Source organism: Paraburkholderia terricola (genome assembly GCF_003330825.1).
Lineage (GTDB): Bacteria > Pseudomonadota > Gammaproteobacteria > Burkholderiales > Burkholderiaceae > Paraburkholderia > Paraburkholderia terricola.
Map to the genome: position 1 here is coordinate 3,153,885 of NZ_CP024941.1, position 13,690 is coordinate 3,167,574.

16 protein-coding genes and 1 tRNA gene are annotated in these 13,690 nt (G+C 64.2%); 11 read left to right on the top strand and 6 right to left on the bottom strand.

Annotation, left to right across the window (positions count from 1 at the left end; translation table 11 throughout):
• Positions 1-17 precede the first annotated feature (17 nt).
• On the bottom strand, positions 18-941 hold the full coding sequence (locus CUJ90_RS14040) for a YicC/YloC family endoribonuclease (protein ID WP_114163072.1): 924 nt from the start codon (positions 939-941) through the stop codon (positions 18-20).
• 209 nt (positions 942-1,150) lie between these two features.
• Here CUJ90_RS14040 and rph point away from each other — a divergent pair, with 209 nt between their 5' ends.
• From rph to CUJ90_RS14060, 4 genes are all read left to right on the top strand, one after another.
• Entirely contained in the window at positions 1,151-1,891 is a 741-nt protein-coding gene (gene rph / locus CUJ90_RS14045; protein ID WP_114163073.1) for a ribonuclease PH, read from the top strand.
• On the top strand, positions 1,884-2,531 hold the full coding sequence (rdgB, locus tag CUJ90_RS14050; protein WP_114163074.1) for an RdgB/HAM1 family non-canonical purine NTP pyrophosphatase: 648 nt from the start codon (positions 1,884-1,886) through the stop codon (positions 2,529-2,531). The genes rph and rdgB overlap by 8 nt, the downstream gene beginning before the upstream one ends.
• Positions 2,528-3,757, top strand: coding sequence for a radical SAM family heme chaperone HemW (gene hemW / locus CUJ90_RS14055; protein WP_114163075.1), 1,230 nt, complete (start codon positions 2,528-2,530; stop codon positions 3,755-3,757). The genes rdgB and hemW overlap by 4 nt, the downstream gene beginning before the upstream one ends.
• 55 nt (positions 3,758-3,812) lie before the next feature.
• Positions 3,813-3,902 (top strand) — tRNA-Ser (locus tag CUJ90_RS14060).
• A 151-nt stretch (positions 3,903-4,053) separates the two neighbouring features.
• Here the strand turns inward: CUJ90_RS14060 and CUJ90_RS14065 are convergent.
• From CUJ90_RS14065 to CUJ90_RS14075, 3 genes are all read right to left on the bottom strand, one after another.
• Positions 4,054-4,458 carry a RidA family protein gene (locus tag CUJ90_RS14065; protein ID WP_114163569.1) on the bottom strand — a complete coding sequence of 135 codons (405 nt, stop codon included), beginning with the start codon at positions 4,456-4,458 and terminating at the stop codon, positions 4,054-4,056.
• 233 nt (positions 4,459-4,691) lie between these two features.
• Entirely contained in the window at positions 4,692-4,922 is a 231-nt protein-coding gene (locus CUJ90_RS14070) for a hypothetical protein (RefSeq protein ID WP_073427232.1), read from the bottom strand.
• A gap of 117 nt (positions 4,923-5,039) precedes the next feature.
• Positions 5,040-6,260: a Bcr/CflA family multidrug efflux MFS transporter gene (locus CUJ90_RS14075; RefSeq protein ID WP_114163076.1), complete on the bottom strand. Its 1,221-nt coding sequence runs from the start codon at positions 6,258-6,260 to the stop codon at positions 5,040-5,042.
• A 248-nt stretch (positions 6,261-6,508) separates the two neighbouring features.
• Here CUJ90_RS14075 and CUJ90_RS14080 point away from each other — a divergent pair, with 248 nt between their 5' ends.
• The 4 genes from CUJ90_RS14080 to CUJ90_RS14095 all read left to right on the top strand — a co-directional run bounded on the left by CUJ90_RS14080 (position 6,509) and on the right by CUJ90_RS14095 (position 10,510).
• Complete coding sequence (locus CUJ90_RS14080) at positions 6,509-7,168, top strand: hypothetical protein (protein WP_244219926.1); 660 nt, start codon at positions 6,509-6,511, stop codon at positions 7,166-7,168.
• Between the two features lie 159 nt (positions 7,169-7,327).
• Positions 7,328-8,611 (top strand): glutamate-1-semialdehyde 2,1-aminomutase, encoded by a 1,284-nt coding sequence (hemL, locus tag CUJ90_RS14085; RefSeq protein ID WP_114163077.1) that lies wholly within the window; start codon positions 7,328-7,330, stop codon positions 8,609-8,611.
• A gap of 84 nt (positions 8,612-8,695) precedes the next feature.
• On the top strand, positions 8,696-9,865 hold the full coding sequence (gene ribD, locus CUJ90_RS14090) for a bifunctional diaminohydroxyphosphoribosylaminopyrimidine deaminase/5-amino-6-(5-phosphoribosylamino)uracil reductase RibD (RefSeq protein WP_114163078.1): 1,170 nt from the start codon (positions 8,696-8,698) through the stop codon (positions 9,863-9,865).
• A gap of 15 nt (positions 9,866-9,880) precedes the next feature.
• Positions 9,881-10,510, top strand: a complete 630-nt coding sequence (locus CUJ90_RS14095; protein WP_073427077.1) for a riboflavin synthase — start codon at positions 9,881-9,883, stop codon at positions 10,508-10,510.
• A gap of 42 nt (positions 10,511-10,552) precedes the next feature.
• Here the strand turns inward: CUJ90_RS14095 and CUJ90_RS14100 are convergent, their stop codons facing one another.
• Both CUJ90_RS14100 and CUJ90_RS14105 read right to left on the bottom strand, forming a co-directional pair.
• A complete protein-coding gene (locus tag CUJ90_RS14100) occupies positions 10,553-10,936 on the bottom strand; it encodes a type II toxin-antitoxin system death-on-curing family toxin (RefSeq protein ID WP_073427076.1) in 384 nt (127 codons plus the stop codon).
• Positions 10,933-11,160: an AbrB/MazE/SpoVT family DNA-binding domain-containing protein gene (locus CUJ90_RS14105; RefSeq protein ID WP_009889671.1), complete on the bottom strand. Its 228-nt coding sequence runs from the start codon at positions 11,158-11,160 to the stop codon at positions 10,933-10,935. Before CUJ90_RS14105 ends, CUJ90_RS14100 begins: the two co-directional genes overlap by 4 nt.
• A gap of 301 nt (positions 11,161-11,461) precedes the next feature.
• On the opposite strand from CUJ90_RS14105, the gene ribBA reads away from it, so the two are divergent.
• From ribBA to nusB, 3 genes are read left to right on the top strand one after another with little or no spacing between them, the layout of a single operon-like run.
• Positions 11,462-12,598, top strand: coding sequence for a bifunctional 3,4-dihydroxy-2-butanone-4-phosphate synthase/GTP cyclohydrolase II (gene ribBA / locus CUJ90_RS14110; RefSeq protein WP_114163079.1), 1,137 nt, complete (start codon positions 11,462-11,464; stop codon positions 12,596-12,598).
• A gap of 49 nt (positions 12,599-12,647) precedes the next feature.
• Positions 12,648-13,154 carry a 6,7-dimethyl-8-ribityllumazine synthase gene (gene ribH / locus CUJ90_RS14115; protein WP_073427074.1) on the top strand — a complete coding sequence of 169 codons (507 nt, stop codon included), beginning with the start codon at positions 12,648-12,650 and terminating at the stop codon, positions 13,152-13,154.
• Positions 13,151-13,585, top strand: a complete 435-nt coding sequence (nusB, locus tag CUJ90_RS14120; protein ID WP_073427073.1) for a transcription antitermination factor NusB — start codon at positions 13,151-13,153, stop codon at positions 13,583-13,585. The genes ribH and nusB overlap by 4 nt, the downstream gene beginning before the upstream one ends.
• The last annotated feature ends 105 nt before the right edge of the window (positions 13,586-13,690 follow it).

Genomic DNA, 13,690 nt, shown 5'->3' on the forward strand with positions numbered 1-13,690 from the left:
TTCGTGTTGCTCCAGCCTTATTCCAGGTTTTGTACTTGCTCGCGCATCTGTTCGATGAGCAGCTTCAAGGTCATCGACGAATCCGCCAGTTCCTTCGCGGCCGCCTTCGAGCCGAGCGTGTTCGCCTCGCGATTGAGCTCCTGCATCATGAAGTCGAGCCGCTTGCCGACCTTGCCGCCCTTCTCGATCACATGACGCGTTTCGTTCAGGTGAGCCGTGAGGCGCGACAGTTCCTCGGCGATGTCGATGCGGATGCCGTACATCGTCACTTCCTGGCGAATCCGTTCGTTGATCTCCTCGCGCGAGACGATGGTCGCGGCCGTATCCGGCGCGGCGATGCCGAGCGCTTCCTGCAAACGTTCGACGATCTTCTGCTGGTGCCTGGCGATCAGCTCCGGCACGAGCGGCGTGATCTTCGTGACGATCGCTTCCATCTCGGTGACGTTGGCGAGCAGCATCGTCGCCAGTTGCGCGCCTTCGCGGGCGCGCACGTCGATCAGATCGGTAATCGCCTGCTTGCCGCAGGCGAGCACCGCGTCGCGCAGCACGTCCTGCGCCACGCCGGTTTCCGCGAGCACGCCCGGCCAGCGCAGAATTTCGCCGGCGCGCAGACGTTCCGCTTCCGGGAACGTGGAGAGCACCGTGCGCTCGAGCAACGCGAGTTGCGCCAGCGTGTCGTGACTGATCGACCCCGCGTTGGCGGACTGTTCGCTGCGCTGCAGGTTGATGCGGATATCCACCTTGCCGCGCGAAAGCTTGTTCATCAGCATCTCGCGCAGCGTCGGTTCGCACACGCGCACGTCTTCGGGCATGCGGAAGTTCAGATCGAGAAAGCGCGAGTTCACCGTGCGCAGTTCGACCGAGACGCTCACGCCGCCGGTGCCTGCCGCCGCGACGAGTTCGCGTGTCGCGCTCGCATAGCCAGTCATGCTGTAGATCATCGTATTTCTCGCGATTGTGGCCATGCGTTCGACGATGGCCGGAGAGTCGAATCGCCCGGCGTGTACGAGGCGCGGGGCGGGGAATTCGTATTATCCCATCTTTGGCGATAGAACCCCTTTGAGATGCCCGCTGCACGTGGGCAACCGGCCTGCCCGATCGGCTGTAAAATTGCGCTTTTCCTTCCGCCTTCCTCACGACCAAACCCACTATGACCGACACCACCCAACGCCCCAGCGGCCGCCAGGCCAACCAGCTGCGCGACGTGCGCATCACGCGCCACTACACGAAGCATGCGGAGGGCTCGGTGCTGGTCGAATTCGGCGACACCAAGGTGATCTGCACGGCGAGCATCGCGGAAACCGTGCCGTCGTTTTTGCGTGACCGTGGTCAAGGGTGGCTCACCGCCGAATACGGCATGCTGCCGCGCGCCACCCACACCCGCAGCGACCGCGAAGCGGCGCGCGGCAAGCAAACCGGCCGCACGCAGGAAATCCAGCGTCTGATCGGCCGCGCGCTGCGCTCGGTGTTCGATCTCGAGAAGCTCGGCGCGCGCACGCTGCACATCGATTGCGACGTGATCCAGGCCGACGGCGGCACGCGCACCGCCGGCATCACCGGCGCCTTCGTCGCCGCGCACGATGCGGTGACGAAGCTGCTCGCCACCGGCCGTATCGAAACCTCGCCGATCAGCGATTACGTCGCCGCGATTTCGGTCGGCGTGTACGACGGACTGCCGGTGCTGGACCTCGATTACGACGAGGACTCGCAATGCGACACCGACATGAACGTGGTGATGACGGGCGCGGGCGGCTTCGTCGAAGTTCAGGGCACGGCCGAAGGCGTGCCGTTTTCGCGCGCTGAAATGAATGCGCTGCTTGATCTGGCGAGCGACGGCATCAACACGCTGATCGCGAAGCAGAAAGAAGCGTTGGAGCACAAGGGTGAGTGAAGGTCGTCAAGGCAACGGCGCGATTGCATCAGGTTCGCCGTTGACAAAAGTCGTGCTGGCGTCGAACAACGCGGGCAAGCTGCGCGAATTCGCGGCGCTGCTCGGCGCGGCCGGCATCGAATTGATTCCGCAAGGCGAGTTGAACGTGCCGGAGGCGGAAGAGCCGCATCCGACTTTCGTCGAGAACGCGCTTGCCAAGGCGCGTCATGCGGCGAAGCTCACCGGCCTGCCCGCCCTCGCGGATGATTCCGGCCTGTGCGTGCGCGCGCTGCGCGGCGCGCCGGGCGTCTATTCGGCGCGTTACGCGCAACTGGCCGGCGGCGAGAAGAGCGATGCCGCGAATAACGCGCGCCTCGTCTCCCTGTTGAAGGGCGAAGCCGACCGGCGCGCGTATTACTACTGCGTGCTGGCGCTCGTGCGTCACGCGGACGATCCCGAGCCGTTGATCGCGGAAGACCGCTGGCATGGCGAGATTCTGGACGCGCCGCGCGGCCGGCATGGCTTCGGCTACGACCCGTACTTCTTTTTGCCGTCGCTGAATGCCAGCGCCGCGGAACTCGAGCCGGCGGTGAAGAACGCCGGCAGCCATCGCGCAATGGCGTTGCGGCAACTGCTCGCGCGTTTGACGGAGGAAGCGTGATTCCGATCAGACCGGCGCCGGCCGATATCGGCAATGGCGTCATCAAGGCATTCACGTCGCCGGGCAGCATTCGGCTGACGTCGCTGCCGCCGTTGTCGTTGTACGTGCATTTTCCGTGGTGCGTGCGCAAGTGTCCGTATTGCGATTTCAATTCGCACGAGTGGAAAGGCGAGACATTTCCCGAGAACGACTATCTCGACGCCTTGCGCGCCGATCTGGAGATGGCGCTGCCGCTCGTCTGGGGACGCCAGGTGCATACGGTGTTCATTGGCGGCGGCACGCCCAGCCTGCTGTCGGCGGCCGGGCTCGACCGCATGCTCTCCGACGTGCGCGCGCTGCTGCCGCTCGACGCCGACGCGGAAATCACGCTTGAAGCCAACCCCGGCACCTTCGAGGCCGACAAGTTCGCGCAGTTTCGCGCGAGCGGCGTGAACCGCTTGTCGGTGGGCATCCAGAGCTTCAATGAAGCGCACCTGAAGGCGCTCGGCCGGATCCACGACTCGGCGCAAGCGCGTCACGCCGTCGAAGTCGCCGCGACCACGTTCGACAACTTCAACCTCGACCTCATGTTCGGCCTGCCGCGGCAGACGCTCGCCGAATGCCAGGCGGACGTCGAAACGGCGCTGTCGTTCGCGCCGCCGCACTTGTCGCTGTATCACCTGACGCTCGAACCGAACACGCTGTTTGCCAAATTCCCGCCCGCCTTGCCCGACGACGATGCCTCCGCCGATATGCAGGACTGGATTCACGAACGCACGGCGGCGGCCGGTTACGAGCGCTACGAGGTGTCGGCGTATGCGAGGCCGCATCGTCAGAGCAAGCACAATCTGAACTACTGGCGCTTCGGCGACTATCTCGGCATCGGCGCGGGCGCGCACACCAAGCTGTCGTTTCCGAATCGCGTGTTGCGTCAGGCGCGCTACAAGCATCCCACCACCTTCATCGAGCAGGCCAAGGCCGGCGCGGCAGTGCAGGAAGAGCACGAGGTCGGACCACGCGATCTGCCGTTCGAGTTCATGCTGAACGCGCTGCGGCTGGTGGAGGGGTTTCCGGTGCATCGGTTCATCGAACGCACGGGCATGTCGATGACGTCGATAGAACCGGCTTTACAGGAAGCGGAACAGCGCAAGCTGATTACGCGCGACCATGAAAAGATTGCGCCGACGCCGCTCGGCCAGGCGTTTCTGAACGATTTGCAAGCGCTGTTTCTGAAGGATTCGCAGTGATTGCAGGCTGGCCGGACGCCGCAACGAGGTTTTTTCAGGTTACAATTTGCGGCTTGGAGGTGTGGCCGAGCGGTTTAAGGCACCGGTCTTGAAAACCGGCGAAGGAGCAATCTTTCCGTGAGTTCGAATCTCACCGCCTCCGCCAGATCATCAATGCAAAACGGACCGCGAGGTCCGTTTTGCGTTTCTACTGGGCGTGATAGCAATCAACGCGCAATGAACGAGTCGGCTCGTCTAATTTGATCGACTTGTGGTCCGCTCCGGTCGCGCCCCTCGCTGTTTTTTGCCACCACCACCTAAACCAGCGCGGTCGCCTCAACCTCGATCTTCAATCCGTAATGCAGTTGCGGAACCGGCACGACCGCACGCGCCGGCCGTGCGTCGCCGGCCCATTGCGCATAGATCTGATTGAAGCTCATCCAGTATTCGACATCCGCGATATAGACGCGCACCTGCACCAGTTGCGCGATGCTGCTGCCGGCGCCTTCCAATGCGGCCCGCAGATTGGCCAGCACCTGCTCCGCCTGAACCTCGAACGAGGCGCCGGAAAGCTTCTCGCCTTGCGCATTGATCGGCAACTGTCCCGACACGAAAACAAAACCGTTGGCGATCGCGACGTGACTGTAATGACCGCCCGGTTTCGCGAGGTTGACGGGGTTGTCTGTATGCGGCAAACGAAGGGCCTGCTGGCTATCAGCCATGAATCCGACTCCGAAGGTGGTGACTATGCGGTGCATGCCCGCGCATATGCGCCACATGCGCCACATGCGCCACATGCGGCTCGATCGTGCGACCGCAACGGCTTACGCGAAAGCATGGAGAACGCTCGCAGAGAGACAACGCGGCAAACCGACACCGCGATATTTCGCGCGATCAACCGTTCCAGCGAAAGAGCCGGTATAGACCGCCCGTCCCCCGCCCCGCGCGTCACACATCACACGCCAAGCGTCTCCAGCTTCTCGCGCGCATCGGCGCAACGGCGATTCAGATCGCGATGCATCAACTGGCTGTCGAGCAATGTCGATACGTCGGACAATCCGTAATCAAAGCGCAAGACGTATTCGATATCGGTGTAGTCGTGATACGCGCCGCTGTCCGCCAGCTTCTGCGCTTCGGCAAAAGCGGCATGCTGCCGTTCGCCATTCATCAAGTCTCTGATCGCCATGATTGCCGCTCCGAGGAACAGTGACACCATCATAGCAACGCAAATCAAACTGCACGGTCGCGCGCGCGCAACACCTGGTGTTTTCCGTAGCCGTCGCGCGGCGAGGTCAACTCGCCATCAAGCGGCGGCAACGGGCACCTTCGTTCCATGCCACCGGACGACCAGGATCCGCCCGACGTAGCACAGCGAGCCCGCCACGCCAACGACAATGCCCATGCCCTTGGGCGAGCCGTCCTCCCAAAGTCCGACCGCGAGGCTCGACAACGCGCCCAGCACCAACTGCATCGCGCCGAACACCGCGGCCGCGGCGCCGGCATTCGCCGGATAGCGGTGCATCAGATCGGTCGTGCAATTGGCGGATAACAGACCCACCACGCCGACCACGAAAAACAGACCGGCCACGATCGACCACAACCCGCCCCATCCCGTCAGCGACACGAGGCAGACGAACAGCGAAGCGATGCAACTGACGCTCGCCGAAAACGAAATGATCGGCAGCGATCCGAGCCGGCCGACGAGACGCGTGTTCATCAAGTTGCCGAGCATGATGCCGACGATATTCAGCGCGAACAGAAATCCGTAGTGTTGCGCCGACACGTGGAAATATTCGATGTACACGAACGGCGTCGCGGTGATGTACGCGAACATGGAGGCGAACGCCATGCCGCCGCACATCATGTGCCCCCACGCGACCGGATCGCGCAGCAACTTGCCGTATGCGCCGAACGATTGCAGCAAGGCCGACTGCGCACGCTTCTCGCGCGGCCACGTTTCAGGCACCTTGAGGAACGCGGTCACCGCGCAAACCGTCCCGAACAGCGTCAACACCACAAACACGACGCGCCAGCCGCCGAGCAGCAGCAACTGCCCGCCGATCAACGGCGCCAGCAACGGCCCGATCGAGGTGACGATGGCGAGCATCGACAGCACGCGCGCGGCGTCGGTCGGCCCGTGCGCGTCGCGCGCAATCGCGCGCGCCAGCACCGAGGCCGCGCCCGCGCCCAGTGCCTGCACGAAGCGGAACACGATAAGCGATCCGATCGAGAACGACAGCGCGCACGCCACGCTGGCCACCGCATACATGACGATGCCGCCGAGCAACACGGGTCGGCGGCCATACGTGTCCGACAGCGGACCATAGAGCAGCATGCCGATCGAAAAGCCGAACATGAAGCTGGTGAGCGTCGTTTGCGCGGCGCCGGTGCTGATGGCGAACGCCTGCGCGATGGTCGGCAGGCTCGGCAAATACATGTCGATGGAAATCGGTCCGCATGCGGCAAGCGCACCGAGCAACAGAATCAGCCGGCCATCGGGCCGGCGTCTGACGACGTGAGACATGGGAATCCAGATGAAGCGCCGCGCCGTGACCGGCAGCGAAGCGGTGAAACAGGGAAAACAGCAGCTTGACGGCCTCGATTGTACGCGACGGTTAAAGCGCCGCCGCGTCGGATCGTGATCGGCAGCCACATGAGAATGCGCCTGCGGCAAGCGCGTCGCCGATCGGTTAAGCTGCCGCCTGAACCACGCGGACGCTACGCCTCGTGTGTCCGCCGTGCCCTTTGCCCACCGTTCCGCCTGGACTTTCGATGACCGCATTCCTGCTGATCTGGAGCCCCAGGAAATGGCCGTGGCCCGAATTGCCCGACGTGGCAAGGCGCGTCGCCTCGGGTATCGCGGTGACTGACGTGTGGGGGTGCGGATTCGCTCGCGGCATCCTGCCGGGTGATCGCGTGTTCCTGCATCGCGTCGCCCAGGAGCCGAAGGGCATTTTCGGCTCCGGTTACGTGACGCGCGCCCCCTATGAGGTTCCCGACCCGGCGACCAAACGCGGCTACCGGCTGTGCATCGACTTCGCCTACGACTGGCTGGTCGATGCGCACGAGAGCCCGGTGATCCCACGCGAAGCGTTGCGCGTGCATCCGTTCTCGGTGCAGACATGGGATGCACAGAGTTCCGGCACCGTCATCAAGCCGATCGCCGAAGGTGCATTGGAAAAGCGTTGGGCCGAGCTCACCGGCAGGCGCAAACCGCCGGGATTCGATGCCGCGCCGGCGGGACCCACGCGCTCGAGCAAGGTCACCGCGCATGCGGCCGCTGCTGAAAAGAGCGCGGCGCAAAGTCGCACGGCGATCAAGTCGGACACGTCGCCAACACCGTCGAACCAAAGCGCGGGTGCGGGCGGGACCAAGGCGGCAACCAGGGCTGCGACGAAACCCATTGCAACGACACGCAACCGGCGTCGATGAGCCACGCGCGCAATCACTGCGTGCAAGCCCAGCCTGACAGGGGCTACCGCAAAGCCCGTTCACGCTGACTCCGGTACAATTTCTCCACTCACCCCGGCGCCGCGCGAACCGGCTGCACACCCCACGCGCCGCTGCGCAACCCCAATTCCATCCATCGTCATGTCCAAAAACGAAACCCTCTTCGACCGCGCGCAACGCACCATTCCTGGCGGCGTGAATTCGCCGGTCCGCGCATTTCGCTCGGTCGGCGGCACGCCACGCTTCATCGAGCGCGCCCAAGGCGCCTACTTCTGGGACGCGGACGGCCAGCGTTACACCGATTACATCGGCTCGTGGGGTCCGATGATCCTCGGCCACGTCCACCCGGAAGTGCTCGAAGCCGTGCAGCGCGTGCTGGTCAACGGCTTTTCGTTCGGCGCTCCGACTGAGTCGGAAGTAGAAATCGCCGAGGAAATCTGCAAGCTGGTGCCCTCGATCGAACAGGTCCGCATGGTATCGAGCGGCACCGAGGCGACCATGAGCGCGCTGCGTCTCGCGCGCGGCTTCACGAACCGCAGCCGTATCGTCAAGTTCGAGGGCTGCTATCACGGCCACGCCGACAGCCTGCTGGTCAAGGCGGGTTCGGGCCTGCTGACCTTCGGCAACCCGACTTCGGCAGGCGTGCCGGTCGACATCGCCAAGCACACCACGGTGCTCGAATACAACAACGTCGCGGAACTCGAGGAAGCGTTCAAGGCATTCGGCAACGAAATCGCCTCGGTGATCGTCGAGCCGGTCGCGGGCAACATGAACCTCGTGCGCGCCACGCCCGAATTCCTGCAAGCGCTGCGTCGTCTGTGCACCGAATACGGCTCGGTGCTGATTTTCGACGAAGTGATGTGCGGTTTCCGCGTCGCGTTAGGTGGCGCACAAGAGGTCTACGGCATCACGCCGGACCTGACGTGCCTCGGCAAGGTGATCGGCGGCGGCATGCCGGCGGCGGCTTTCGGCGGCCGGCGCGAGATCATGGCTCACCTCGCGCCGCTCGGCGGCGTCTATCAGGCGGGCACGCTCTCGGGCAATCCGATCGCCGTTGCCGCCGGCCTGAAAACGCTGCAACTGATCCAGGCGCCGGGCTTCTACGACACGCTGGCCGCGCGCACCACGCGGCTCGCGCAAGGTCTCGCGACGGTGGCGCGCGAAGCCGGCGTGCCGTTCGCGGCCGATTCGCTGGGCGGCATGTTCGGGCTGTACTTCACCGAATCGATCCCGGCGAGCTTCGCCGAGGTCACGAAGAGCGACGTGCCGCGCTTTAACGGGTTCTTCCACAAGATGCTCGACGCCGGCGTGTACTTCGCGCCGTCGGCTTACGAGGCGGGCTTCGTGTCCATCGCTCATGACGACGCGATCATCGACGCCACGATCGACGCGGCGCGCGGCGTGTTCGCCTCGCTCTCGGCCTGAACCCCGCAACGGACGCAACGCAAACCGTACCGAAGCCTGAACCGACGCCCCATACTGCCTAGCCACCGTACCGACCGGACCCCGATGTTCTCGCAAACCGACTTCGTCCATATGGAACGCGCGCTCGCGTTGGCCAACCGCGGCATGTACACGACCGACCCCAATCCGCGTGTGGGTTGCGTACTCGTCAAGAACGGCACGGTGATCGGCGAGGGCTTCACGCAACCGGCCGGGCAGGACCATGCCGAGATCCGCGCGTTGAAAGACGCGCGCTCGCGCGGTCACGATTTGCGCGACGCCACCGCCTACGTGACGCTCGAACCGTGCAGCCATTTCGGCCGCACGCCACCGTGCGCGAACGCGCTGATCGAGGCGCAGGTCGCGCGCGTGGTCGCGGCAATGGAAGATCCCAATCCGCAAGTTTCCGGGCGTGGCCTCGCGATGCTGCGCGACGCCGGCATCGAAGTACGCTGCGGGCTGCTCGCCAACGAAGCGCACGAACTGAACATCGGCTTCGTGTCGCGCATGACACGCCGCCGCCCGTGGGTGCGGATGAAAGTGGCGGCCTCGCTCGACGGCCGCACCGGCTTGCCCTCGGGCATCAGCCAATGGATCACCGGCGAAGCGGCGCGCGCCGACGGTCATGCGTGGCGTGCCCGCGCGTCGGCGATTCTGACCGGCATCGGCACCGTCAGGGAAGACGATCCGCGCATGACGGTGCGCGCCGTCGACACGCCGCGCCAGCCGCGGCGCGTGCTGATCGACAGCCAGCTCGACGTGCCGCCTGAAGCGCAGATCCTGGCCGGCGCATCCACGTTGATTTTTTGCGGCAATCTCGACCAGCGTCATACCGAGCGCGCCAACGCGCTGCGCGATCGCGGCGCCGAAATCGTGCAGTTGGCGAACGCCGCCGGCAAGGTCGACCTGCCCGCCATGCTCACGGTGCTCGGCGAGCGCAACGTGAACGAACTGCACGTGGAAGCGGGCTACAAGCTGAACGGCTCGCTGCTGCGCGAAGGCTGCGTCGACGAACTGCTCGTCTATCTCGCGCCGAGCCTGCTCGGCATGGACTCGATGAGCATGTTCAATCTGAGCGCCCCCGAAACGCTCGAAGGCCGCGTCAAACTGAATTTCCACTCGATCGACCGGATCGGCGACGATCTGCGGATTCTCGCGCGCTTCGTGCCCTCGGTCGCGCCTGAGCATACCGCCGGCCCCGGCACCGATCCGGCATCCCCACCCGTTTCGAATTGAGCAAGGAATAGCACGATGTTCACAGGAATCGTCGCGGCAGTCGGCCGCATTGAATCAGTCAAGCCGCTGGGCACGGACGGCGACGCGGGCGTGCGGCTGAACGTCGAAGCCGGCGGCCTCGATCTCGAGGACGTGCAGCTCGGCGACAGCATCACGATCCAGGGCGCCTGCATGACGGTGGTCGCGAAAACCGCGCATTCGTTCGAAGTGGACGTGTCGCGCGAAAGCCTGAACTGCACGGCGGGCCTCGGCGAACCCGGCGAAGTCAATCTCGAGAAGGCGCTGCGCGCGCACGACCGGCTCGGCGGCCATATCGTCTCCGGCCACGTGGACGGCCTCGGCACGGTCACGCATTTCGCGCCGGTCGGCGAATCGCACGAACTGCGCGTGCTGGCGCCACGCGAGATCGGCCGCTATCTGGCGTACAAAGGCTCGATCACTGTCAACGGCGTGAGTCTGACCGTCAACTCGGTTAAAGATCGCGACGATGGCTGCGAATTCTCGATCAACCTGATTCCCCACACGGTTGAAGTCACCGCCCTCAAGCATCTGCGCGAAGGCGCGAAGGTGAATCTGGAGATCGATCTGATCGCGCGGTATGTTGAGCGCATGCTGTCGGCGGCGTCAACCACGGGTCGGTCGTAGTTCGTTGAACCAGGCGGGGTCTCCGGGTTAGTCCTCGCCGACTTACTCGGCGATCCGCTGCCGGAACCACTCCGCCAGCGCAACTTCTTCGAGCGCCCCCGCGGCGACCATTTCCATCGTCTTTACCGCGTCGGCGGGATCAAACTTCAGCCGATAGCCATTGTCGGCGAGGAAAAGCCGCCCAACCACCCAGGCTGTTCGCTTGTTGCCGTCCGCGAAGCCATGATTCCGCGCCAACCCGTAGACATAGGCCGCTGCCAGGGCAGCCGCATCGGCATCCGCATACACGTCCAGATTCTGCGGCCGTGCGAGCGCCGACTCCACCGCCCCTTTGTCGCGCACGCCATCGAGCCCGCCGTGCTCGGCAAGCTGGCGATCATGCACGGCATAAGTGAGATCCGCGCGCACCCAACGCCATGCTGTCATTTGGCCAGTGCTCGCAAAATATCGCGATCATCGTGCATGATCTCTTCAGCCAGTTTCATCTGGCGTTCAAAGTCCGGGTTGTATGGCGTGATCCGGTACCCGCCTTCGGGTGCCTCGGTCAGATAGACCGTATCGCCCTTCTGTACCTTGAGGCGTGCCATCGCCTCCTTGGTGAGAATGAAGCCAGCCGAAGCCCCCACCGTTGTGACCTTGAAAGTAAGCATGACGCCCTCCTCGCTATATAACTTTTATTATATAGCCGCAAATCTCCCAAGGAACAAGGCTGTCTCCGCTGACTGAAACACGCCGACATAACAAACTGCAAAAACCGGCAACACCCGCACACGCATGGGCTGGCGGCGGCGCCTTGCCGCCCTCAACCCGTTCATGCATCCACCGTTCGAACGAGCATAGCAACAGCGGACGGCTCAGCGCCAGTCGGCCAAACGGCCTATGCCGTCCGGCAGAGGCGACGTGGACGGGCGCGTGGCGTAAAATACGCGCTTTCCCGAAAATCTCGCCAACATGACGCTCGCCTCCACTCCAGAGATCATCGCCGAACTGAAAGCAGGCCGGATGGTGATCCTCGTCGACGAAGAAGACCGCGAAAACGAGGGCGACCTCGTGATCGCCGCCGAATTCGTCACGCCGGAAGCGATCAATTTCATGGCCCGCTACGGCCGCGGTCTGATCTGCCTGACGCTCACGCAGGAACGCTGCAAGCTGCTCAACCTGCCGCTCATGACCTACCGCAACGGCACGCAGTACGGCACGGCGTTCACGGTCAGCATCGAAGCGGCCGAAGGCGTGACCACCGGCATTTCGGCGGCCGACCGCGCCCGCACGATCGCCACGGCGGTCGCGCCGGACGCGAAAGCGGAGCACATCGTGCAGCCGGGCCACGTGTTTCCGATCATGGCTCAGCCGGGCGGCGTACTGGTGCGCGCCGGCCACACGGAAGCCGGCTGCGATTTCACGGCGCTCGCCGGCCTCACGCCGGCCGCGGTGATCTGCGAAGTCATCAAGGACGACGGCACGATGGCGCGCCTGCCGGATCTGCTGGAATTCGCCCGCGAGCACGGCCTGAAGATCGGCACGATCGCGGACCTGATCCACTATCGCAGCCGCACCGAGTCGATCGTCGAGCGGATTTGCGAGCGCACCATGCAAACCGCGCACGGCGCGTTTCGCGCGGTGATGTATCTCGACCAGCCGAGCGGCCAGCCGCATATCGCTCTCGTGCGCGGCACGCCGCAACCCGACCACGACACGCTGGTGCGGGTACACGAACCGCTGTCGGTGCTGGATCTGCTCGAAGTCGGCGAATCCACCCATTCGTGGACGCTGGACGCGGCGATGAAGGAAATCGCCCAACACGACCTCGGTGTGATCGTACTGCTGAACTGCGGCGATTCGAAAGATCATCTGATCGACGTTTTCAAGGCGTTCGATTCGAAGGAAAAAGCGGAGGCGCTCAAACGCCGCCCGGTCGACTTCAAGACGTACGGCATCGGCGCACAGATTCTGCGCGAACTCGGTGTCGGCAAGATGCAGGTGCTGTCGAACCCGCGCAAGCTGGGCAGCATGTCGGGCTACGGTCTCGAAGTCACGGGCTTCGTGCCGATGCCGGGCAGCACCTCGCAGGCCCCGCAGCAAGGCTGATCCGACCATTCACGCGCTTCGCGCTCACTCAAAACACTACGGAATTCACATGGAAATCGGACAATATCAACCGAATCTCGACGGCGACGGACTGCGCATCGGCATCGTCCAGGCGCGCTTTAACGAACCCGTTTGCAACGGCCTCGCGGACTCCTGCATCGAGGAACTCGAACGCCTCGGCGTGACCGGTGAAGACGTGCTGCTCGTCACAGTGCCGGGCGCGCTGGAAATTCCGCTCGCGCTGCAAAAGCTCGCCGAAAGCGCGCAATTCGACGCGCTGATCGCGCTCGGCGCGGTGATTCGCGGCGAGACCTACCACTTCGAACTGGTGTCGAACGAAAGCGGCGCGGGCATCACGCGTATCGGCCTCGATTTCGGCATTCCGGTCGCGAACGCGGTGCTGACCACCGAAAACGACGAGCAAGCCGTCGCCCGCATGACCGAGAAAGGTCGCGATGCGGCGCGCGTGGCCGTCGAAATGGCGAACCTCGCCGTCGCGCTCGAACAACTCGGCGGCGACGATGAGGAAGAAGACGAAGAAGAGGAACAGGCATGAAGAGCGCACGCCGTCGCTCCCGCGAGTTGGCCACGCAGGGGCTCTATCAGTGGCTGCTGTCGGGCTCGCCCGGCGGTGAAATCGACGCGCAACTGCGCGGCGCGCAGGGCTACGACAAGGCCGACCACGAGCATCTGGACGCCATTCTGCACGGCGTGATCCGCGATTCGGAGGCGCTCTCCGCCGCTATCGCACCGTGCCTCGATCGCCCGCTCGAGCAGCTTTCGCCGGTCGAACGCGCGGTGCTGCTGGTCGCCGCCTTCGAACTGAAGAACCACCTGGACATTCCCTATCGCGTGGTCATCAATGAAGCGGTCGAGCTCGCCAAGACGTTCGGCGGCTCCGACGGCTACAAGTACGTGAACGGCGTGCTCGACAAGCTGTCGGCGCAACTGCGCGTCGCTGAAACACAGGCCGCCCGCAAGCATTGAAGTGTCACACGCGTGGCCGCGTCGCGCGCCATGCGCCGTATTCGAGCAGGGCCGAACGCTGCAAGGACGTCGTCGAATGCACGAACCTGATGCACGAGACGCCGT

Excerpts from the sequence above, each read along its gene's own strand:
- CUJ90_RS14080 (WP_244219926.1), top strand. The coding sequence starts at position 6,509 with ATGACCGCATTCCTGCTGATCTGGAGCCCCAGGAAATGGCCGTGGCCC.
- rph (WP_114163073.1), top strand. The coding sequence starts at position 1,151 with ATGACCGACACCACCCAACGCCCCAGCGGCCGCCAGGCCAACCAGCTG.
- CUJ90_RS14105 (WP_009889671.1), bottom strand. The coding sequence starts at position 11,160 with ATGCTTACTTTCAAGGTCACAACGGTGGGGGCTTCGGCTGGCTTCATT.
- ribBA (WP_114163079.1), top strand. The coding sequence starts at position 11,462 with ATGACGCTCGCCTCCACTCCAGAGATCATCGCCGAACTGAAAGCAGGC.
- CUJ90_RS14070 (WP_073427232.1), bottom strand. The coding sequence starts at position 4,922 with ATGGCGATCAGAGACTTGATGAATGGCGAACGGCAGCATGCCGCTTTT.
- nusB (WP_073427073.1), top strand. The coding sequence starts at position 13,151 with ATGAAGAGCGCACGCCGTCGCTCCCGCGAGTTGGCCACGCAGGGGCTC.
- CUJ90_RS14040 (WP_114163072.1), bottom strand. The coding sequence starts at position 941 with ATGATCTACAGCATGACTGGCTATGCGAGCGCGACACGCGAACTCGTC.
- CUJ90_RS14065 (WP_114163569.1), bottom strand. The coding sequence starts at position 4,458 with ATGGCTGATAGCCAGCAGGCCCTTCGTTTGCCGCATACAGACAACCCC.
- hemL (WP_114163077.1), top strand. The coding sequence starts at position 7,328 with ATGTCCAAAAACGAAACCCTCTTCGACCGCGCGCAACGCACCATTCCT.
- ribD (WP_114163078.1), top strand. The coding sequence starts at position 8,696 with ATGTTCTCGCAAACCGACTTCGTCCATATGGAACGCGCGCTCGCGTTG.
- CUJ90_RS14095 (WP_073427077.1), top strand. The coding sequence starts at position 9,881 with ATGTTCACAGGAATCGTCGCGGCAGTCGGCCGCATTGAATCAGTCAAG.
- CUJ90_RS14075 (WP_114163076.1), bottom strand. The coding sequence starts at position 6,260 with ATGTCTCACGTCGTCAGACGCCGGCCCGATGGCCGGCTGATTCTGTTG.
- ribH (WP_073427074.1), top strand. The coding sequence starts at position 12,648 with ATGGAAATCGGACAATATCAACCGAATCTCGACGGCGACGGACTGCGC.
- CUJ90_RS14100 (WP_073427076.1), bottom strand. The coding sequence starts at position 10,936 with ATGACAGCATGGCGTTGGGTGCGCGCGGATCTCACTTATGCCGTGCAT.